At 67.4% G+C, this 20269-nt stretch carries 21 protein-coding genes and 1 tRNA gene; 12 read left to right on the top strand and 10 right to left on the bottom strand.

The genetic code is table 11. The features are described 5' to 3' along the window. Nucleotides 1-2: 2 nt before the first annotated feature. The 10 genes from FB391_RS06875 to FB391_RS06925 all read left to right on the top strand — a co-directional run bounded on the left by FB391_RS06875 (nt 3) and on the right by FB391_RS06925 (nt 8700). On the top strand, nt 3-281 hold the full coding sequence (locus FB391_RS06875) for a hypothetical protein (RefSeq protein ID WP_141893738.1): 279 nt from the start codon (nt 3-5) through the stop codon (nt 279-281). Between the two features lie 46 nt (nt 282-327). Then, entirely contained in the window at nt 328-1227 is a 900-nt protein-coding gene (locus FB391_RS06880) for a metalloregulator ArsR/SmtB family transcription factor (protein ID WP_141893739.1), read from the top strand. A 39-nt stretch (nt 1228-1266) separates the two neighbouring features. Next, the gene (locus FB391_RS06885) at nt 1267-1683 is read left to right on the top strand and encodes an arsenate reductase ArsC (RefSeq protein ID WP_141893740.1); all 417 of its coding nucleotides are present in this window, start codon (nt 1267-1269) and stop codon (nt 1681-1683) included. 994 nt (nt 1684-2677) lie between these two features. After that, a complete protein-coding gene (locus FB391_RS06890) occupies nt 2678-3214 on the top strand; it encodes a matrixin family metalloprotease (RefSeq protein WP_185842994.1) in 537 nt (178 codons plus the stop codon). 20 nt (nt 3215-3234) lie between these two features. Then, nucleotides 3235-3777: a hypothetical protein gene (locus tag FB391_RS06895; RefSeq protein ID WP_141893742.1), complete on the top strand. Its 543-nt coding sequence runs from the start codon at nt 3235-3237 to the stop codon at nt 3775-3777. Between the two features lie 419 nt (nt 3778-4196). Beyond that, nucleotides 4197-4751, top strand: coding sequence for a hypothetical protein (locus FB391_RS06900; RefSeq protein WP_141893743.1), 555 nt, complete (start codon nt 4197-4199; stop codon nt 4749-4751). A gap of 78 nt (nt 4752-4829) precedes the next feature. Beyond that, a complete protein-coding gene (locus FB391_RS06905) occupies nt 4830-5282 on the top strand; it encodes an HTH domain-containing protein (protein WP_141893744.1) in 453 nt (150 codons plus the stop codon). Nucleotides 5283-6180: 898 nt separating this feature from the next. Beyond that, nucleotides 6181-6858: a response regulator transcription factor gene (locus tag FB391_RS06915; protein ID WP_141893745.1), complete on the top strand. Its 678-nt coding sequence runs from the start codon at nt 6181-6183 to the stop codon at nt 6856-6858. Continuing rightward, nucleotides 6848-8185, top strand: coding sequence for a sensor histidine kinase (locus FB391_RS06920; RefSeq protein ID WP_141893746.1), 1338 nt, complete (start codon nt 6848-6850; stop codon nt 8183-8185). Before FB391_RS06915 ends, FB391_RS06920 begins: the two co-directional genes overlap by 11 nt. Before the next feature lie 101 nt (nt 8186-8286). Continuing rightward, nucleotides 8287-8700: a PepSY domain-containing protein gene (locus FB391_RS06925; protein WP_141893747.1), complete on the top strand. Its 414-nt coding sequence runs from the start codon at nt 8287-8289 to the stop codon at nt 8698-8700. A 71-nt stretch (nt 8701-8771) separates the two neighbouring features. On the opposite strand, the gene FB391_RS06930 is transcribed toward FB391_RS06925, so the two are convergent. The 7 genes from FB391_RS06930 to FB391_RS06960 all read right to left on the bottom strand — a co-directional run bounded on the left by FB391_RS06930 (nt 8772) and on the right by FB391_RS06960 (nt 14345). After that, nucleotides 8772-9770 carry a sensor histidine kinase gene (locus tag FB391_RS06930; RefSeq protein WP_246093398.1) on the bottom strand — a complete coding sequence of 333 codons (999 nt, stop codon included), beginning with the start codon at nt 9768-9770 and terminating at the stop codon, nt 8772-8774. Then, entirely contained in the window at nt 9767-10432 is a 666-nt protein-coding gene (locus FB391_RS06935) for a response regulator transcription factor (RefSeq protein ID WP_141893748.1), read from the bottom strand. The genes FB391_RS06930 and FB391_RS06935 overlap by 4 nt, the downstream gene beginning before the upstream one ends. 126 nt (nt 10433-10558) lie before the next feature. Further along, a complete protein-coding gene (locus tag FB391_RS06940; RefSeq protein WP_141893749.1) occupies nt 10559-11305 on the bottom strand; it encodes a phosphatase PAP2 family protein in 747 nt (248 codons plus the stop codon). After that, nucleotides 11302-12567, bottom strand: a complete 1266-nt coding sequence (locus FB391_RS06945; protein ID WP_246093399.1) for a COG4705 family protein — start codon at nt 12565-12567, stop codon at nt 11302-11304. Before FB391_RS06945 ends, FB391_RS06940 begins: the two co-directional genes overlap by 4 nt. Nucleotides 12568-12777: 210 nt before the next feature. Further along, nucleotides 12778-13176, bottom strand: coding sequence for a DUF6855 family protein (locus FB391_RS06950; RefSeq protein WP_141893750.1), 399 nt, complete (start codon nt 13174-13176; stop codon nt 12778-12780). A gap of 256 nt (nt 13177-13432) precedes the next feature. Further along, nucleotides 13433-14143, bottom strand: a complete 711-nt coding sequence (locus tag FB391_RS06955) for a hypothetical protein (protein WP_141893751.1) — start codon at nt 14141-14143, stop codon at nt 13433-13435. Nucleotides 14144-14165: 22 nt separating this feature from the next. Then, a complete protein-coding gene (locus FB391_RS06960) occupies nt 14166-14345 on the bottom strand; it encodes an excisionase family DNA-binding protein (RefSeq protein ID WP_141893752.1) in 180 nt (59 codons plus the stop codon). Between the two features lie 129 nt (nt 14346-14474). On the opposite strand from FB391_RS06960, the gene FB391_RS06965 reads away from it, so the two are divergent. Together FB391_RS06965 and FB391_RS06970 are read left to right on the top strand one after the other, a co-directional pair. Continuing rightward, on the top strand, nt 14475-15053 hold the full coding sequence (locus FB391_RS06965) for a helix-turn-helix domain-containing protein (protein WP_141893753.1): 579 nt from the start codon (nt 14475-14477) through the stop codon (nt 15051-15053). Between the two features lie 13 nt (nt 15054-15066). Then, complete coding sequence (locus FB391_RS06970) at nt 15067-16305, top strand: tyrosine-type recombinase/integrase (protein WP_141893754.1); 1239 nt, start codon at nt 15067-15069, stop codon at nt 16303-16305. Nucleotides 16306-16591: 286 nt separating this feature from the next. On the opposite strand, the gene FB391_RS06975 is transcribed toward FB391_RS06970, so the two are convergent. The 3 genes from FB391_RS06975 to FB391_RS06985 all read right to left on the bottom strand — a co-directional run bounded on the left by FB391_RS06975 (nt 16592) and on the right by FB391_RS06985 (nt 20240). Next, nucleotides 16592-16678: transfer RNA gene (locus tag FB391_RS06975), tRNA-Ser, on the bottom strand. Between the two features lie 42 nt (nt 16679-16720). Further along, a complete protein-coding gene (locus tag FB391_RS06980; RefSeq protein ID WP_141893755.1) occupies nt 16721-18994 on the bottom strand; it encodes a transglutaminase TgpA family protein in 2274 nt (757 codons plus the stop codon). Next, on the bottom strand, nt 18981-20240 hold the full coding sequence (locus FB391_RS06985; protein ID WP_141893756.1) for a DUF58 domain-containing protein: 1260 nt from the start codon (nt 20238-20240) through the stop codon (nt 18981-18983). The genes FB391_RS06980 and FB391_RS06985 overlap by 14 nt, the downstream gene beginning before the upstream one ends. Nucleotides 20241-20269 lie beyond the last annotated feature (29 nt).

Consider the following 20269-nt stretch of genomic DNA (forward strand, 5'->3'; position numbering starts at 1 on the left):
CGATGGATGACGCGACGATTCGCCGTTATCTCACCGAACCGCGCCTGGCCGTCCTGGGTATCGTGAGTGCCGGCGGCATCCGCGATGCCGGCGACGTCGTGCCCGCGTGGCTGGAGAGCATGTCACCGATCACGCCGGCGCACGAGCGTCGGTTGCCCCGAATCGCGCGGCAGCTTCTCTGGCAGCTGGCGAATCTGGGATGGATCGAACGATCCGACGGCTTCTGGACAGCCACCACCCTGGGACGGCACGCAAGAGATCTCGCCCCGGTACGGGGCTGATCAGTCGACACGGCCTCCCATTCTCCACGGGGATAGACTGCGGTCTATGGGTCAAGCGACGGATCTCACCTCTCTGGGCGATCCGACGCGGGCCCGCATCCTTCGCCTGATCCGCGACTCCGACGACGGGCGGATGCTGGTCGGCCACCTCGCGAACGCTCTCGACCTGCGCCAGCCCACCGTGAGCCACCACATGAAGGCGCTTCGCGAGGACGGTGTCGTGGTGCGCGAACCGGACGGTCGTCGCGTCTGGTACTCGATCGCCGACGATCATGCCGAGCGAGTCGATGCGCTCCTCGGCGGCGCCGAGCGGAGGGCGTCGCCCCCGGATCTGGATCGCATCGTGGCCGCTCTCGCCCAGCGGTTCCGTGGCGTGTTCAGTTCAGAGACCGTCCGCGCGAAGGTCGTCGAGAGCTACGAGCTGCTCGCGAGCGGCTCGGATTCGCCGATGCTCGCCAGCCGAACGGCGGCGTTCGCGGCGGCGCGGCTCAACGCGCTCGAGGGCGCCGAGGCGCGATCGAGCGGCACGCCGACGGTCCTGTTCGTGTGCGTGCAGAACGCCGGTCGTTCCCAGATCGCCGCCGGTATCCTCCGCCAGCTCGCGGGGGATCGCGTGACGGTGTGGACGGCCGGCTCGGCCCCCGCAGGTGATGTGCGCGGCAGCATCGTCGCGACGCTCGATGAGATCGGCGTCCCCCTCGGCGGTGAGTTCCCGAAGCCGCTGACCGACGACATGGTCCGCGCCGCCGACGTCGTCATCACGATGGGATGCGGCGACGCGTGCCCGATCTACCCGGGCCGGCGATACCTGGACTGGGAGCTGGAAGACCCGGTGGGCAAGTCCCCGGATCGGATTCGCGCCATCCGGGATGACATCGAGACGCGGGTGCGCGCGCTGATGGCGGATCTGATCGTCGAACACGGCAGCGATCTCCGCAATAAATAGATCGTGGTCTATGCTTCTCGTGAGGAAAGCGAGACCGCCATGACCGACAAGCCCACCGTCCTGTTCGTCTGCGTGCACAACGCGGGTCGATCCCAGATGGCCGCGGGATATCTTCGCGCTCTTGCCGGCGACGATGTCGAGGTGCTCTCAGCCGGGTCGGCACCGAAGGATGCCATCAATCCCGTGGCCATCGATGCGATGGCCGAAGAGGGCATCGACATCGCGGGGAACACTCCCAAGGTGCTGACGGTCGACGCCGTCAAGGAGTCGGATGTCGTCATCACCATGGGCTGCGGAGACGCGTGCCCCATCTTCCCCGGCAAGCGCTACGAGGACTGGGAGCTCGACGACCCGGCCGGCCAGGGGATCGAGGCGGTGCGCCCGATCCGCGACGAGATCCGGGCGCGCGTCGAGCGCCTGCTGGCCGAGCTGCTGCCGGTGCACGGCGGCGAGTGACTCGAAGATCGATATGGCGGAGGATGGGGGATTCGAACTCTCATGTCCGTGAATACAACTCACCTGTTTTGCCGCGTGATTCCGCGGTTTTCGGGACTCTCCGGGTCGGGATGGCGGCGTTCTCCTGCATCGAAATACACGGCGTGTCACCGGTTAATGTGCCTTAACTGTGCCACCGACGACGGCCACTTGCCAATCTGTGGGGTTACCCTCACCATTCTCTCCACAACCCGCGCGGAGAGGGACTACTCGCTCGGGCGGCTCGAGGGCAAAACTGAAACGTGCTTCATCAGAGCCTGACGGCTCAGATTAGTTCGGGCGCTGAGGGTCGTCCAGCTCCCGCCCCGCGACTGCGGAGCCACGGTACGATTTGGTCTCGTTCCCATAGAAGACGCCTCGTCCGCGTGGAGTCTTTCGAGTTCGCGGCTCACCGCACTCAGTCGATCGAGTCCTCCACGTCCATCAGCCCATTTGCGGGTGAGTTGGCGGATAGCGATGACGCCATGCAGATCACCGCGGAGGACGCCGGGTGAAGCTCATCAGCGGTGTCGCGGTCGGCGCAGTGGCCTGCTGGCAAGAACGACGTTCCTGCTCAGCGCGATAAGCACGCAAGGGGCCAGTTGCGGTCTCGCCTGCAGAACTAAGTACATAAGTCTCCAAGTGCACGTGCTCGAAGGCCAGACCGCGCGGCACGCCCTCAGGCCGCTGCGTATTACGACACGAAAGTACTTGATCGCCGTGGTTTCGGCGGGCCGTTCGTCTGCATGTCGCACACCTGGCCGACGTCGACGACGCGGCCGCCGTGATGATCGTCGTGAACGGCCATTCACAATAACCGACTGCAGGCCTCCGCCTACGTGTGGTCGCGACTGGTATATCACTGGCGAAGCGCAACATTTCCTTGTGTCAATCGGGCGCTGTGCTGTAGAAATTCCTCAGCGAGACGCACCGCTGCGTTTATTCCCGAATCGCTTTTCGAGAGATGGGGATACGCATGCACATACGTAGATGGCGTCGCAAGGCAATCGCGGCGGCGGCGGGATTCGCTCTGATCAGTGGAAGTGTTCTGTTCTCGGCCAGTTCTGCATCCGCCTACACACTCACCGGCTGCTCCTGGGGGCCGTATGGCACCACCGTCACGTGGCAACTTAATGCCCCGGCGGGTGACTACTACGACACCGGACTCGCAGCCGGATATTCCTGGGCCGCGACCACCGACATCAACGGGATGTCACCCAACAATGGCCTCCTGGTCGGGTACCTCGACAACAAAGGTGCCAACATGTACTCCGGGTGGACCGACTGGCAGTGCAACGGAAACAAGACGGTCTACGCCAACGCGACTCTGAACCCGTATTACACAAACGGCTACAGTTACGCCAACAAGAAGAAAGTCTGGCTCCACGAACTCGGTCATGGGCTCGGCCTGAACCACTCGGGGTCCTACGCGATCATGTACACCCCCGTCCAGAGCACAGGATTCACGCAGCCGCAGCCCGACGATATCAGTGGCATCAACTCGTTGTACTGAGTGAGCGAGGAGGAGAAATCATGAAGCATAAATCAGTCTTCGCCGCGACGGCGCTCATCGCTCTGGCTCTCGGCCTAGCGGGGTGCGCTGGTGGAGATCCAACCGGACACATGGATGGCTCCCGCGTCGAACTGTATGACTCCGTTCGAGGCATCGCGGCCGATGCTTCGCTGATCGCGGTCGGCGAGGTCACGGAACAAGAGGTGGTACAGGAAGACATTCCCTACACGCTCTCAACCTTCGCCATTGAGCGTGAGTTCTCTCCGGCTGTTTTGGGACGCGATGTACCAGCTGGCGCGCCGAAGATCGAGGGGAGCGAGGTGGTGGTTCGTCAAATGGGCGCGGCGGGTACGGAGCTTCCTTACCCGATTCTCGAGCCGGGCCAGCGGTACTTGCTCTTCCTTTCGCCCTCGATGCTGGAGGGTGAGAAGGCGACCCAGCTCTACATCACGGGAGGCTCCGCCGGCATCTACTCAATCGAGGGCAATGCCTTCGTGCACGGCCCATTCACCGAGGGCGACACCTTGCCGGGCAAATTGACTGCCAACGATCTCCAGAATTAGTGCGAGCTCGTGAACTCGTAGAACCCGCGGTTCCGAGCGAGAATAACCACTAATGGGCGATGCGTTCTGATATCGCCGCACTGCTCAGCGGTCGGGCTGTACTTTTCGGACAGCTCGACCGCTGGGCATCATCGTCGCGTGCTCCGGCCGCGCCTCCGCGAGCATCCGCAACGCCCGCTCACGCATCTCCGGCGAGTACTTCCTGTTCATCGAGTTCCATTCTTCTGCGCGTGCTAATCGCTCTGGGAGTAGAGCCGCCCAGGCTGACGTAGCGACTCCAACAGCCAGACGGAGTAGCAACTCTTGTTGCGACTGCGCGCAAGCAACTTTGGTTTCTGGTGCCCGCAAAGACGGCTGGTTAGCCTCACGAGTGCGATGCGCCACGTTGCGCGCTCGTGTTCTAGAAGGGTGAATCAGGCATGGAAATCAGTGTGAAGAGAATCCGACCGGCGATCCGTTCGAAGCGCAGTCTCGGCGCGGTGGTGGCGACGTTGGCGATGCTGGTGTCGGTCGGAGTGATCGCGCCTGCCGCAACGGCCGCTGAGCCGGGCGGAGCCGGAGAAGACGCGTACGACCTCGTCGTTAACGGCGAGACAACAACCCTGGGTGAGGGGCAGTCGATCACGATCCCCATGCAGCTCGCCCAACCGACAGCCGCCGCGGGCATTGTCTCTCCCAATGTGGTGTACCCCGGGAACGGAGGAACGCTCGTGGTTACGGCCAGCCACGGTGTCTACTACTGGACCATCGCCACACCATGTGTGGGCAACGTTCTCGGGTCCTTTTCCATCACCGACCTCACCAGTGGGTTGAGCGGCGGATTCGCCCTGGCGAACGACTTCTCGGGCTCAGCTACGACGAGCAAGCTTATGAATCACAGATACTCGGGAACGTTGAACGCCACCGTGTCCAACTTCTGGGGCCCATGCGCGTACACCATGCCGAACAACACGCTGTACACGTACAAAGGCTGATTCCTGGTGCCGGGGGAGGGCGAGTGGTTTCGGCCACCGCCCTTCCTTGTCGAACCGGCGGCGAGCCAGAATGGACTGATGATGATGACACACGGGCAGAGCGTCGCGGCTGATTTGAAACGACTGATCGCAGGGGGCCGTATCTCAGAAAGTGCTCTACATGCAGTTACCGGAATTGAGTTCGGAAAATTGGCGGCTCTTCTCGCCGACGATTCATCAGCCTCGACAGGCGTGACTGTGCACGGGGCGGTGCTTTCTCCCGAGGAGAGTGCTCGCGTATCGACCCTTGTGGCGCAGCTGACATACGGGCTGGACATCGACGATGACGAGCGTCTTCAGGGGATCCTGGAGTCTCTGACGAGCGTCGTGGGACTAACCCTCGAGAACATCTCCCGGTTGACTCAGCTGGATCTTGGTGACCTGAAGAAGGCGCTGAGTGATCCCGCAGACCTCCCGAGTGAGGCAAAGTACATGCTCGCCATCCGAGGGTCCTACCTCGTCAACGCCGCCAACCTGGCGCGTGCGCGATAGGAATCGTATCTGTACCGCAAGACGAGCAGTGCTCGCCGCAACCACGCGAAACACGGGCGAGCGACGCAGTCGGGTTGGCGTGGTCGGCTTCGTCTATTCGATCGCCGTGCATGGACTCGCTCGCAAGCGCCTCAATGCGCCCTTGCGCACCTGAGGGCGGAGCAGGCGAGTGGTCGACTACATCCTGGGGGGTCGCTTCATGAGCGCTTGACGACTGAGTCTTGTCCGCGCGCTGAGCGCGTTCCAACTCTGGCCCTCCCTTCGAAGCAGAGTGACCAGATCATCCCGCTCACGCAGGAGCTTCGACTCCTCGCGATGGATTTCCTCGAGGTCGCGAGACACGGCTCCGAGCCTGTCGAGCGCGCCACGTGCGCCGCCCCACCGCTTGAGCAGTTGCTTCCCGACTGCTGCCCGTTGCTGAGCGGCGGCGAGTTCAACCGCTGCCCGTTCCTCAGCTTCGATTGCGCGTGCGATCGCAGATTCACGCTTGGCACTCCGACGTCCGCGGGCCATGTAACCAGGTTGACACGCGATCCCAGTGTTCTCAAGGGATCTGAGCGTGCCACTCAAGAGTGCCTGCGTGCATTGCTCATTCCTCTTGTCTCTCGCCTCTTGTCTCTCGCCTGTCGTCTCTCTTCTCTCGCCTTTCCTCTCTCGTCTTTCCGCTCTCGCCTTTCCGCTCGCCTTTCCTCCTGTGCGGCCTTAGCTGAACGGTCGGGGTCGTTCCTCACTCGATACCCAACCGGATCGTGCGGTACTCGACGCCGACGAGGACGGCCGCATCCTTGTATGTGAGAGCGAGTGAGTTCGACGAGCGGTTCATGTTCTTCTCATCGCGCACTTGCTGTGTTCAGCGGGGATTCAGCACGCGTGGGCACGCTGTGAGGAGGAGGGGCGCGTGAGGGTTCTGATCGTCGAAGACGAGCGACGGCTGGCGGAGGGGATGAAGCGCGGCCTGGAGGCCGAGGGCTTCGCCGTCGACATCGCCGCGACGGGCACGGATGGACTGTGGCTGGCCGAACAGCAGCCGTATGCCGCGATCGTGCTGGACCTCATGCTTCCCGGTGCCAGCGGCTTCGAGGTGTGCCGTCGGCTGCGACAGCAGAGCATCTGGACGCCGGTGCTTGTGGTGACGGCCAAGGACGGCGTGTTCGACGAAGTCGAAGCGTTGGAGTCGGGTGCTGACGACTATCTCACCAAGCCGTACACATTCGCGATCCTCGTGGCTCGGCTGCGCGCGCTGATTCGCCGAGGATCCTCACCACGACCGCGCGCCCTGCAGGTCGGCGATCTCACGGTGGACCCCTTCACCCGGCGGGTCGATCGCGCCGGGCAGGTGATAGAGCTCACCGCGCGGGAGTTCGCGGTGCTCGAGTTCCTGTGTCGACGTCCGGGACAGGTCGTCGGCAAGCGCGCCATCCTCGACGGCGTCTGGGACTTCGGGTTCGACGGCGATCCAAACATCGTCGAGGTCTACATCCGCCACCTGCGCAACAAGGTGGATCGTCCGTTCGGGCGAGAGAGCATCGAGACGCTCAGGGGTGCGGGCTATCGGATGGTGGACGATGCCGGTTGACGGGCAAACGGCTGGCCGCCCCGTCGGCGTGCGGGTCCGGGTCACTGCGGTCGCCACGGGCGTCGTCGCGATCGCACTGGTGGTCGGTGCGCTCGCACTGTGGTTCCTGGTCCGATTCTCGCTCTACGGCGGACTCCGCGAAGGGGCTGCACAGGACGCGTCGGCGATCTCCTCCCAGATGGAGGAGGGCGCCGGCACCGGATTCGGGGAGCTGGACGATGACCGCCTGCTGCAGGTGCTCGATGCGAACGGCATCGTGGTCGTGCGCAGCGAGGGGGCGCCGCTGAGCCCGGTGACGTCGGTGACACGACCCGCGCAGACGGTGCAGGTCGGCGGGACGACGTACGTGGTGGCGGTGGAGCAGGCGACGAGCGACCGCGCAGTCATAGCCGGTCGCCCCACTTCCACGGCCGACACGACGCTCGCCACGGTGGCAGTGGCCCTGGCCGTCGGTGTTCCGGTCCTCGTCGCCCTTGTCGCGGTGGTGACGTGGGCAGGCGTCGGCCGATCCCTGGCGCCGGTGGAGCGGCTGCGTCGTCAGGTGGGGGAGGTGACCTCCCGGACCCTCGGTCGCCGGGTGGATGAGCCGGGCACGCGCGACGAGATCGACAGGCTGGCGTCGACGCTGAACGACATGCTCGCCCGGCTGGACGTGGCGTCGGCGTCTCAGCGGCGCTTCATCTCCGACGCGTCGCACGAGTTGAGATCCCCGTTGACCACGTTGCGCCAGTATGCGGAGCTCGCCCGAGATCACCCGGATCGTGTCGACCATGCGGAGCTGTCGGCAGCCGTGCTGAGTGAAGGCGCGCGCATGGAGGAGCTGGTGCAGGGTCTACTGCTGCTCGCCAAGGCCGATGAGGCCGCCCTCAGCCTGCAAGCCCGAGAGGTCGACCTGGACGACATCCTGCTCGGAGAGGCAGCACGGCTGAAGACGCTCGGATCCGTGACGACGGATGCCACCCGTGTCGGTGCCACGCGGGTCATCGGCGATCCCGCACTCCTGCGGCAGCTCGTCCGCAACCTGATCGACAACGCCGCGCGTCACGCCCGGTCGCGGGTCGCGCTCGCGGCCAGGGATGAGGGGGATCTGGCCGTCATCACGGTCAGCGACGACGGTCCCGGCATCCCCGAGGCCGACCGGCTGCAGGTGCTCGAGCGGTTCGTGCGTCTCGACTCTGGACGAGCTCGCGGAGAGGGCGGCAGCGGACTGGGGCTGTCGATCGTCGACGAGATCGCGAGGGCCCACCACGGCCGTGTGCGGATCGACGCGGACCCGGAGCTCGGCGGCGCGCGGGTGATCGTGGAGCTGCCCGCCGCTGCGTCCTGACCCGCCGCGGCCGGGCGGGGACAGCTCTGAGGAACGGTTCAGCGGCGGTTCAGCCCCGCGGATCGACACTGAAGGGGTCTCGAAGGAAAGGAGCCGAACTCATGCGTAAGCGAATGATCGGCATCGTCAGCACCGCCGCAGCGCTCACCCTCGTCGCGGGGGGCACAGTCACCGCGATCGCCGCCACCGGCGGCCTGTCGGGAGGGGGTAACGACGACTCCTCCACGGCGATCACCGGCCCGGCACTCGATAGAGCAACGGCTGCGGCCATCGCGGCGGCAGGACCTGGGACTGTCACCGAGTCGGAGGCGGGCGGAGACGAAGCGGCGTATGAGATCGAGCTGAAGCTCGACGCGGGCGGTTCCGTCGACGTGCGGCTGGACAGCTCGTTCACGGTCACGGGGGTCTCGTCCAACGACGAGCAGGGCGACGACCACGGCAAGGGCGCCGACGACAGCAGCAACCACAATGAAGGCCCGCAGGGAGACGGCGATGGCGAGACCGCTGACGACTGAATCCGGCCACGACTGCTCCGAGAGGGGCTTGCCGATCTGCGGCGGCCCCTCTCGCGCGGCGAACGACGCGCTCAGCGTCGGGGCCGTGGCAGTCGCAGCGTGAGGGTAGTCCCGTCGCCCGAGGTGGCGGTGACCTCGACACTCCCCCCGAACCTGCCGACCGTGTCCTGCACGAGGTTCAGCCCGATCCCGAACCCGACGCTGCTGCTGCCGCCGCCGTCCACAGTCGACGAGGAGCGGGCGAACCTGTCGAAGATGCGGCCGGGATCGATCCCGCTGATGCCGCCGCCCTGATCCGAGACAGAGATGAGCGTCCAACGGCGATCGCCGGCCGCGGTCACCCTCACCACGGAGCCTGCCGGCGAGTGCTTCACGGCGTTGTCGAGCAGCGCCACGAGCGCGCGGTGCAGGCTGGTGTCGGGGATCGCGGCGGCGAGGTCGTCGGGTACGGCGACCGTCTCGAGGGTCACCTGCTTCTCTTGCGCGAGGAGCCGCATGGCCGCCACGGCGCCGTCGATCACCGGCCGGATCGCGATGGGCTTCGCGTCGCCGGTGGCCGTGGTGTCGACCGAGTCGAGGAGGTCGTTGACCACGTTGATGATGTTGCGCGAGTCGTCGCGCAGTTCGCCCACCAGTGCACGATGCGGGTCGTCCGCGGCGAGCGACCGCTCCAGCACCTGCAGCCGGGTGTCGAGCACGGCCAGTGGTGTGCGCAGCTCGTGCGAGGCGTCGGCCACGAAGCGGCGCTGCCTGCTCAGTGCGTCGACGAGCGGAGCCACCGCACGGCGAGTGGCGAGCAGCCCGAGCAGCCCTGCCGACGCGACCGCGAGCACTCCGATGGAGACACCGCCGACGATGATGTCGAGTCCCCCGACGTCGACCATCTCTTCATGGCGGCTCGGGTCGAACACCTCCCTCAGCGGCACCTGGGTGAGCACGAACGTCAGCCCGGCTGCGAGCACCGCGAGCACCAGGAGCGACACGGCTATGGTGAGCCACACCCCGACGCGGACCGCCGTACGCCGCACGAGCAGCGCGTCCGCGTCCATCGCCTGCGACCGACGGGTCACAGCATCCCCAGCCGATATCCGAGGCCGCGCACAGTCGTGACGATGTCGGGTTCCGTCTTGCGGCGAAGATAGTGCACGTACGTGTCGACCGTGCCGGGAGAGTCCGTCGCGTCGAAGACGCTGCGGAGGATCTCATCCCGCCCGAAGGTCTTCTGCGGATGCCCGGCGAGCAGCTTCAGCAGAGCGGATTCACGCTCCGTGAGGATCGTGCGCCCGTCGTACGGCGAATAGACGGAGCGCGAGTCCGGGTAGAACTCCCAGGGCCCGATGCGCACGAACGGGCCCTCGCCGTCGGCGACACGCCGGATCGCGCGAAGGCGTGCGAACAGCTCGTCGAAGTCGAACGGCTTCACCAGGTAGTCGTTCGCACCCGCATCCAGGCCCCGCACCTTGTCTTGCACGGTGCCCAGCGCCGTGAGCATGAGCATCGGCGTCGTCGTCCCGCTTCGGCGCAGGGTCTCGACGATCGACACCCCGTCGATCCCCGGCAGTCGGCGGTCGACGACGAGCACGTCGAACCTGCTCTCGAGAGCCTTCTCGAGAGCGGCGTTCCCGTCGACGATCAGCTCGGCGTCGTAGACCTCGCTGAGCACCCGCACCATCAGCGGACCGAGCTGGGGGTCATCCTCAGCGAGCAGCAGCCTCGGCCGATCATCCGACATCACGCTCTCCTTCCCGCATCCGCCCTCGATGCCCAAGGGTACGGCGGGGACCCTCGACGGCGACCGACTCGCGGTATCCCGAGCCGAGTCTGCTCGCAGACCGGCTCGCCGGCCAGTCGGTCGCCGTCAGTCCGTCGCTGCCGCCGCACCGCCCTGATCCCTGGGGGCGGCGAACCAGCTCCACATGCTGACGACACGGTCGACCGCGAGGGCGGCCACGGGAACGAGCAGCATGGATGCTGCGACGTCGGTGGGATAGTGCACTCCGAGGTATATCCGTGACCACGCGGTGATCAGCACGATCACCGCCCCGGCGGCGATGGGACCGCCCCGAGAACCTGCCGGCGCGAGGACGACGATCAGCGCGCAGACCAGAGCCGCAGCGAACGCGGTGTGACCGCTGGGGTAGCTGAAGGTCGCGGGATCGGGGATGACCGCCGGCGAGAGCAGCGCGGGGTCGGGGCGAGGTCGCTCCACGACCGGCTTGATGGCTTCGGCGAGCACCCAGGGGACCCCCAGCACGACGAAGATCCGCAGCGGAGGACGCCAGGATCTGGTCAGGAGGAGCGCCCATGCCAGGCTGATCGCCACGACCAGCACCGCCCCGGCGGGCCCGAACACCGTGTTGATCGTCAACGCGACGAGGTCGAAGACCGCGTTGTGCGCACCGTGGACAGCCTCGACCATGCGCATCTCGTCAGCCGACCACGTCGGCGAAGCCACGATCGCCAGCCCTGCGCCGATGACCGCGGCGATCGTGACGGCGGCGATCGCCAGAATCGGCCACATGCTTCCAGGGCGGGCGCGGACCGCGCCCACAGTGCCGTTCGCGTCGTCGTGCGCGGACGCGGCGCGACGAAGCGGATCCGTCATCCGAGCGTCTCCTGCAGCGTCGCTAGTGCGGCCTTCTCCTGCGCGGCGTCGGGGGTGCTGGCGCGGATGGCCGAGAGCACGTCGTCGATCTGGCCGTCGAGCACAGTCCACCCGGTCTCGTCCAGAGGCTCCAGCGTGGACTGGGCATCGTCCCATGCCCTCTCCAGCTCTTTGGCCTTCGCTGTCGCGGCGCCCTGATCGCCTGCGGCGACGGCATCCGAAGCATCCTGCACGATCGCGCGGAACGCGGCGACCTTCGCCGCAGGCAAGTGCTCGGTGGCCGACTGCCCCGGCGCGAGCGTGGCCGCGACCACCGGGCCCTCCTCTTCACTCGCCGGGGCGGTCCCGTGCGGCTGCGCGGCCGCACCGATGAGCAGCCCCGCGGTGGCGAGGGCCAGCACGCCGTACCCCGCCAGGACCAGTCGCTCCCGCCGCGGGTTGCTGCGGACGGCGTGCCGCTGCTGCTTCGGACCGCCCTGGTCCGCATGGATGACGTCGGAGCGCGACACCGTCAGGAAGATCACGGTGGCGAGGATCGCGCCGAGGAACAGGACGCTCGTCCAGCCCACCCCGAGGCCGATACCGCCCTGGTCGGCCGGCAGCCCGAGCCAGTCGCCGAGGTTCGCGCCCAGCGGGCGGGTGAGGATGTAGGCGAGCCAGAAGGCGAGCACCGAGTTGGCGCCCAGGCGCCACCCGATCACGACGCCCACGATGAGTCCGGCCGGCAGGAGCACGGAGATTCCCGGCGCCCACCCGGTGAGCTCGAGGATCCAGTCGCCCGCGGCGGTACCCAGCGCGAAGGTGACCAGGATGGCGAGCCAGTAGAACAGCTCCCTCGGCGTCGTGGTGATGCTGTGGATCGAGAGCGTGCGTTGCGTGCTCCACCACACGCCGAACACCCCCGCGAGCAGGGCCGCGAACACCGTCGTGCTCAGCGCGAGGGGAACCCCGAGGCTGTCGGTGAGGATGTCGGTGTACAGGGTGCCAGTCACGCTGACGACGACGACGGTGAGCCAGTACACGAACGGCACGTATCGTCGGAGCGCGAGCTGCCATGTCAGCACCAGGGCGAGGACCACGGTGAAGATGACGGCCGTCATCTCCAGCCCCACGCCGAGGGTCATGTTGATCCAGTCCGCGAAGCTCTCGCCGACGGTCGTGCAGAGGATCTTGATGATCCAGAACCAGAGGGTGACCTCGGGCACCTTGCTGAGCATCTCGCGCCGGCGGCGTGCCACGGGCGTCAGGTCGACTGTCTCCATCACACAGCGGACGGTACGCACCGCCGTCTAAGGCGACTCTAAGAAGCGACCGGAAGCGGTCTTTCAGGCGACGCAGGTCCCTTCGGCGCCAAGTTGGGTGCCCGTCACCGCCCGTTCGGCTCCGGATCGCGAGCCCGTTCTGGGGCTCCCGCGGGCCTCAGACGCGCACAGTCGCCACAGGTCACACATCCCATCCCGGGTGACGATGCGTCAGCTCGGTGCAAGTGCTCTCACGCGGTTGTTACGTGCGTTGTGCTCCAGTTCGACCAGACCGAGTTCCTCCAGGAGGGGTGGAAGGTACATCCCGAACCGGCCTCGATAGCCTTTTCGCGTGCCGTACCAGCCTCCGACCGGGTTGTTCCCCGCACGACCCCACGCTTCCACCGTGCCCTCGCTCGCAGGCTTCTGCTCGTCGGCTGCGCCGAGTGGCACCCAGTCGGCTTGTTCGAGAAGCCATTCGTGGAGGTCATTGATCGCGCGTGCCTGGTAAGTCAGGCGTGTGCTGCCCACCTGGCACACGAGCTGCTCGCCGTCCCGGTACATCGTGTACTCCGAGGTGCCCGGCGCCGTGCGCAGCACCCATGGATCGGAGTCGGTCCCTGCCGCCATCTCTCTGCCTCCCAGTCCCTGCCCTCAGTGTGGTCGCACGGGCTGCCTCCGGCAAGACGCAGACTATTGGCGTGAGCGGATAGCGGGCGACCTCTTGGCTGGTTGCTCCAGCTCGGTCGAGCGTCCCCGGCATGCGGGCGCGACGGACAGCGCCTGCGGCGCACCGCGAGAGGGATTGTCGGAGTCCGGAGGCGCTCGTCTGACAAACGAGGACTGGAAGCGAGCCGCGGCGTCAGCCAGAGTCGGCTTGTGCGCGCTACGCAACGGATCGACCGGGCCGATTTGCGCAGACTGCGCACGTGCCATCGGTAGAGGGCTTGTGCCCATCTACCGTGCAGTCCCAGCCGGGGATCGTGAGACGGCCCTGCCGGGCTTCCAGCACCGCTCTGGCGCGTGCGCAGGCGCTGCAGGGCTTCGGAGTGCCGGTCGGGTGTTTCGTGCAGAAGGGTGAGTCCGCGTTATGCGTGACGTGGGCCGTCTTCTCACGCGTCGCGTTGGCTCCGCTCTTCGATTGATCAGAGGAGCCTGGCCCTACGTTCGCTGTCATGTCACGCGTGCTGTCAGGCGTCCCGTCACTGATGGCTTGCCTGTGCATCACGCGCGGCCCGGGGTGGTCCGCAATAGCGGCTCGCTGCCGGTCGCGGTACTCCTTCTGGCGTGGTCTCGCGCCCTCGCGGTAGCGTTCGACCTCCTCAGCCGTCGACTGCCGCAAAGTGCTCGTCCAACCCACGAGGCGGTAGCCGTCGTCGACGCGCTTCCAGAGGCCGGCGCGTTCCAGTTCGTCAAACGCCGCAGGGTCGTCGCCCTCCGGGTGCAGGTATTTCGTGTAGCGGGTCGGCACCGACCCGTCCGTGCCCTGACTGCTGCACCACATGAGGGCGCTGACGAGGACTCGGAAGGCGCGGTCACTGAGATTGTCGATGCGAATGCTCCCGAGCCATTCGGCAGGAAGGCGTGCGTCGAGCATGACGCTCAGGTGCAGCCGCGACTTAGGATTCGACCCCGAACACCCGCAGCAGGGCGGCGCGGGGGATCATCCGGCGCGGTCCGAGCTGGACGGTAGGGATCGTGCCGCGTTCGACGCCGAGCCTGATGGTGCGGTACTCGACACCGACCAGCACGGCCGCGTCCTTGTAGGTGAGAGCGAGTGAGTTCGGCGAGCGGTTCATCCTGCATCTCCTTCGTGAGCCACCATTGTCATCACGCATGCACACCGTAGCACGATTCAGAGCCAGTTATGTCATGAATGCGTCATGTCGTACGTTGTTCAGAGGATTCCGGCCTGTAATACTGGCGGCATGGTGCAACTCGAGGCCGTCGACATCAGTGACGAACGGGTGACTGTCGGCGGTGGGGTGAGCGTTCCCGCGGCCTGGACGGTGGTGGTGCGGGGGGAGCCAGGTGTGCCCGGCGACATCCGTGTGCATGCGGCGTACGACCGAAGCCTGGGTCGTGTGGTCGCAACCGAGGTGAGCGTCGCGCGCAGCGGGGTCGGCGATGAGGTGACCAGCCTCACGCTGCGCGAGGTCCGCGTGCAGGCTGCGCTCCAGGTGAGCGGCCTGAAACTATCCACAGTTTCGGAGCCCGGCGAGACAACGTGCTCGGGTGGGGACTACATTCGCCGCATGCAGAGCCGGAAGGATCGTGATCTCACGGCGAGTGTCGTGGATGCATCGCGGACGTACGCGCTCGCAGGCGCGATCAACCTGCCGCCGCTGAAGGCGGTGGCCGACAGCCTGGGCATCAGCCAGAGCACCGCGACCCGGCTGATGAACCGCGCGCGGTCGGAGGGGCTCGCGCCGAGACTTACGGGCCCCGAGCAGGAACTCTCTGGGCCGGTGATCGCTCCGACTACGGGCGGTCCGACTCTCAACTGAGAGGAGCGATGGCATGCCCAGACGATCGAATCAGGACGGCACCGTCTCGCCGTACACCACAAAGTCGGGCGAGATGCGGTACCGAGTCGCGTACTGGGTCGACCGCCCCGACGGTGACGCTGTCCGCAGATTCCGACGGGGCTTCGCATCCGAGCGCGAGGCCCTCGCCGCGCTCGGCGAGGTGCAGGTCGACATCCGCCGGGGCGTGCACGTCGACGAGACTCGCGAGACGTTCAACGCCTACGCGGAGAAGTACTTCGACTCGCTGCGCGTGCGGCCGTCGACCCTTGCCGGCTATCGCAAGCATTTCCGCGTTCACGTCCTGCCTTCGTCGATCGGGCGCGCGCCGATCGCCGACATCACCAAGGACCAACTCAATCGCTTCTACCGACAGCTGGAACTTACCGGCAGGAAGGATCGAGGTCACATCGGCGAGCCGCTGGGCGCGGCGACGGTGCGGCACGTGCACGTACTGGTCTCGCAGGTGCTCCAGCACGCTCTGGAGGATGGGCTGATCCGCTTCAACCCTGCCAAGCGAGCCTCGCCCCCGACGAAGCTCGAAGCCGCGCCGCCCGAGATGACGACGTGGTCCGCCGAGGACGCGCGCCTGTTTCTGGAGTGGTCGGAGTCGTCAGGCGACTACCTGTGGCTGGCGTGGCTCACGCTGCTCGGCACTGGCATGCGACGTGGCGAGCTCCTTGGCCTTCGCTGGAAGGACGTCGATCTCGACAATCAGGTGGTCACTGTCGCTCGCGCAATGTCGTACGTGAAGGAAGCCGGCAGGCGTCCGGTGATCGATTTCCGCGCCACGAAGAGTGGTCGCGTTCGCAACGTCGACATCGATCGCCGGCTCACCGATGCGTTCCGCGCGCGCCATGACGTGCTCCGCGCGGTCTCTCCGGAACTGGCGCGTGGCGAGCAGCTCATCTTCTGCAATCGCTACGGGGCGCCGCACAACCCCACGCAGTTCTCGCGCCAGTGGCGTGAACGGGTAGCGAGGGCCGTCGCGGAGCATCCGGATCTCGATGTTCTACACCTGCACGAGCTGCGCCACACGCATGCGACACTGCTTCTGCGCGCCGGCGTGCACCCGAAGATCGTCTCGGAACGGCTCGGCCATGCCGACATCCAGACGACGCTGAACACGTACTCGCATGCCGTTCGGACGCTACAGCGTGGCGCCGCGGATCTCGTGGGGGAATTGCTCGCGCCGGTGTCGACGGAGCTGCCCGAGCTCGATCCCGTCACCTAATTCGTTCGTACTCACACCTCGGCCAACGCCGACATCAGCGAACTCAGCGGGCAGGCGGTGCGCAGTGCCGGGACCGTGGAATAACGAGGAGCGCAGCGACGAGGCTATGCCGCGAAAGCCCGGCACGGAGCATCGTCTGTTCGCTACGATCTCGCGGTCGGAGGGCGGTCGAAACCTCCGTCGCGGACCACGAATTATGTCAATCCCGACCCTCAACTGTGCCACCAACTGTGCCACGGGATCCAAATCGAGTCGCGATCCCTTGAAAACACTGGGATCGCAGGTGCGGAGGATGGGGGATTCGAACCCCCGAGGGGTTTCATCCCCAACACGCTTTCCAAGCGTGCGCCATAGGCCACTAGGCGAATCCTCCGGGCGGTCCCGGAGGACCAGAGAACATCCTACCCTGACGCGGCTACCGTCCTCGCACCGGCGCCGTGCCGGCGTAGACGCTGCCGGGGCGGATGACCAGCGACCGCGGCGCGAGGATCGCGACGATGCGCCGTGACGGCGGCACCGAGGCCAGCAGCGCGGCGCGGACCGCTGTCGCGGCGTCGGCCGCGGCATCCCCCATCCAGTACGAGCGGGTGCCGGCACGCGAGTAGCTGACGCGTTCGATGGCGATGAGGACGGTGTTCATCTCGGATGCCGGGACCCCGTGCTGCGAGATGAGCCGCTGCGCGAAGGCACGCGGCGTCTCGCTCGAGGGCACTTCGACGCCGATGTCGATCGCGGCGTCCTGGACGGACTGCCACGCGGCCGCCGCGTCTCCGCGACGAGCGGACGCGTCCTGCTGGCGGCGCCGCAGCTCGCGGGCCAGGAACGGCAGAGCGAGCACGAACACGACGAGCATGACGACCCCGAACAGCGGGACGGGGTCGATGGCGGACCGCGTCGCACCGGTCTGCGAGGCGTTGCGCTGCTCGTCGGGACCGAGGCGGCTGGGATCGACCGACCGGGAGGGGGCAGGGGTCACGCCGGGTGCGGGGGTGTCGGCGCCCTGCCCCTGACCGGGGAGCGCCGCCGCGGGCGAGAACGTCGTCGGCACGCCGAGGCTCACCGTCGGCTCGAACGAGATCCAGCCGACGCCTTCGAAGTACACCTCCGGCCAGGCGTGCAGCTGCGAGCTCTTCACGGCGTACACGACCTCCCCGTCGAGCGTCTCGGAGGTCGCCTCGCCGGGGAGGTAGCCGACCACGATCCGCGACGGGATGTGGAGCGTGCGCGCCATGAGCGCGAAGGCCGACGCGAAGTGCACGCAATAGCCCTTCTTGACGTCGAGGAACTGTGCCACGGCGTCCGCTCCGCTGCCGTCGAAGCCGTCCTCGACGGGAGCTTCGAGGGAGTAGGTGAACTCGCCGCCGCGGAACCAGCGCTGCAGCGCGATCAGCTTGTCGTAGTCGCTCGTCGCGTCGGCGGTGACCTGCGCCGCCGTCTCGGCGATGATCGGCGGCAGGTCCTGGGGCAGCTCGGTCGTGTCGTCGCGCACCTGGTCGCCGCCCGAGACGAGCGCCCGCATCTGCTCCAGCGACGGGCGTGGCGGGTCGTACACGACCTCGTACGACTGGCCCTGCGTCGTCCCGTTGGCGGTCGCCACCGTGCGGTTGTACGGGACCGCCCCCCACAGCCCGTCGAGGCCGGTGACCGCCTCGGCCGGGTAGGGCACCGGCGCCCACACCGTGTCGAGGTTCACGATGTCGACCTTGGTCGTGTACTCGGTGGTATCGATGTCGTCCGCCAGGTCGATCTCGCCGAACGCGCGGTCGCTCGTGAGCGCCACGGTCTGGGAGCGGTCGGGCTCCCACACGTCGCCCTCGAAGGTGCTGAGCGTCGTGGCACGCAGGTACGGCACGACGGGGGAGTCGGTGCGCAGCTTGATGACGACGGTGTCCTGGGGCCGGCGCAGGTCGTCGCCGAGCTGCAGCGTCGCGTCGATCCCGGCGCCGGGACCGAATCCGCCCCCACCCGCACGGGCGGGCGCCGGAAGGGCAGGGGTCGCGATGACGGCGACCACGATCGCGATCGCGCCGATCCCCACCGCCGTCGCGGGCACTCCGGCGGTGCGCTCGGCCTCCCGCTCCAGGGGCTTCTCGCGTGAGCGCGTCTCGGAGCGCAGGAGGAAGAGGATCGTGATGGCCAGGAAGACGAATCCCATGACGTCGACGTCGCCGGGCACGGCGATCGCCGGGATGAGCGACACCGCGATGATGCCCACCGAGCCGAGCAGCGGCATCCGCGCGGTCACCACGACATGGTCGACGATGATCGTGAGGAGCCCCATCGCGCCGACCACCACGAAGGCGAGGGAGAGGGTGGGCTCGAGGGGAGCCGCGCCGAGGGTGATCTCCTCGCTCGCGTTGCCGATGAGGATCGGCACCGCGCGGAAGGTGTCCAGCGTCGGGATCACCCACAGCAGCGCCGTCTCGCGCAGGAACACGAGCGTCATGAACACGACCCAGACGGCCAGCTCGATGAGGGTCACCGCGACGGCGGGAAGGCGGAACTTGCGGGCGTTGTAGCCGGCGGCGAGGACGAGCGCCGCGAGTGCCAGTGCGCCGATGAGCCAGGCACCCGACTGCACGACGCGCGCGACCGGCAGCAGCGCCGCCAGCAGGGCGGCGAGGATCGCGAACGCGAGAAGGCGCTGGCCGCCGCGGCGCGCACCCCTGTCGGCGTCATCCGAGGACATGGCTCACCCCTCGTCCGACCGCGTTGCCCCAGGCCACCGCGAGGTCGCGGTCGGGGTCGATCCGGGCGATGTGCCAGCCGTGGTCGGCGGCGCGGTCCAGCGCGTCCCCGGTGGGACTCGTGGCCAGCACGAGCGGCATCGTGCTGTGGTGCGCGACGGGCCCGAGCGCGTCGGCGTCGACCGGATCGAGGCGCCCGACGATGACCACGACCGGACCCGTCGAGATACCCGTGAACAGGCGCGGCAGGCGTCCCAGCAGATCATCGCGCTGCGCGGTGACCGTCGCGAACTGGGCCAGCATGCGGTCGACCTCGGTCATGTCGCCGCCGTCGATGCGCTCGGCGAGGACGTGGCCCTCGCTGTCGATCACCTCGACGGCATACCCGTCGTGCACCAGCCGGGCGACCACCGAGACGCATGCCGACACCCCGGCCTCGAAGGCGGGGTCGGCGCCGGGCTCGCGCACCGCGTCCATCGACCACCGCTCAGCGGACCGATCGAGCACGACGGTCGCCTCCGGCGTGGACTCCTGCTCCTCCTGGCGCACCATCAGCTCGTCGCGGTGCGCGGTCGCGCGCCAGTGGATGCGACGCATCGAGTCGCCGGGCGCATACGGCCGCGCGACGAGGTTGTCGGCGCCCTGGCCGATCTGGTTGGTGGTGGTGTGGAGCGTGCCGCCGGTCGCCCCGGCGTAGTCGATGAGCGGCGACAGGTCGACCACCGCGGGGGCGACGGTGACCGGCGTGCGGCCCGAGAAGGCGATGGTGCGCCGGGCGAGTCCGAACGGGTCGGATGACGTGACCGTCAGGGGGCCGATGGAGTGGACTCCGCGCCGGGCCCCGGTGATCGTGTACGTCAGGTTGACGACGCGCTCGCCGCCGCCCGCCCCGCCGCGCAGACCGGACCCGAGTGCGGGGAACGGTCCTTCGGTGGCGCCCCGCAGGCCCTTCGGGAGGGCGTCGCGCCAGGTGCCGGGCGGCGTCGGCAGCGCGGTGCGCACGCCGACCCGCACCGAGACCATCGTCTCGCGGCCGACGGCGGCGACATCGGGCACGAGCGACCGGGTCACCACGTCGGTGCGGCGCCCGAGGTACAGCGAGGCGACGCTCGCGCCGACCGCCGCCAGCAGCAGGATGCCGAAGTAGGTGAGCTCGACGATGCCGGCCTCGTTCGCCACGATGAAGCACGCGACGGCAAGCACGACGGCGCCTGTGCCCCGCACGGTGAGCGGCCATGCCCGTCTCATCGCATCCTCCCCAGAATCCCCTGTCTCCC

Origin of the sequence: Microbacterium kyungheense, from assembly GCF_006783905.1 — a bacterium.
In the GTDB taxonomy this organism is placed as follows: domain Bacteria; phylum Actinomycetota; class Actinomycetes; order Actinomycetales; family Microbacteriaceae; genus Microbacterium; species Microbacterium kyungheense.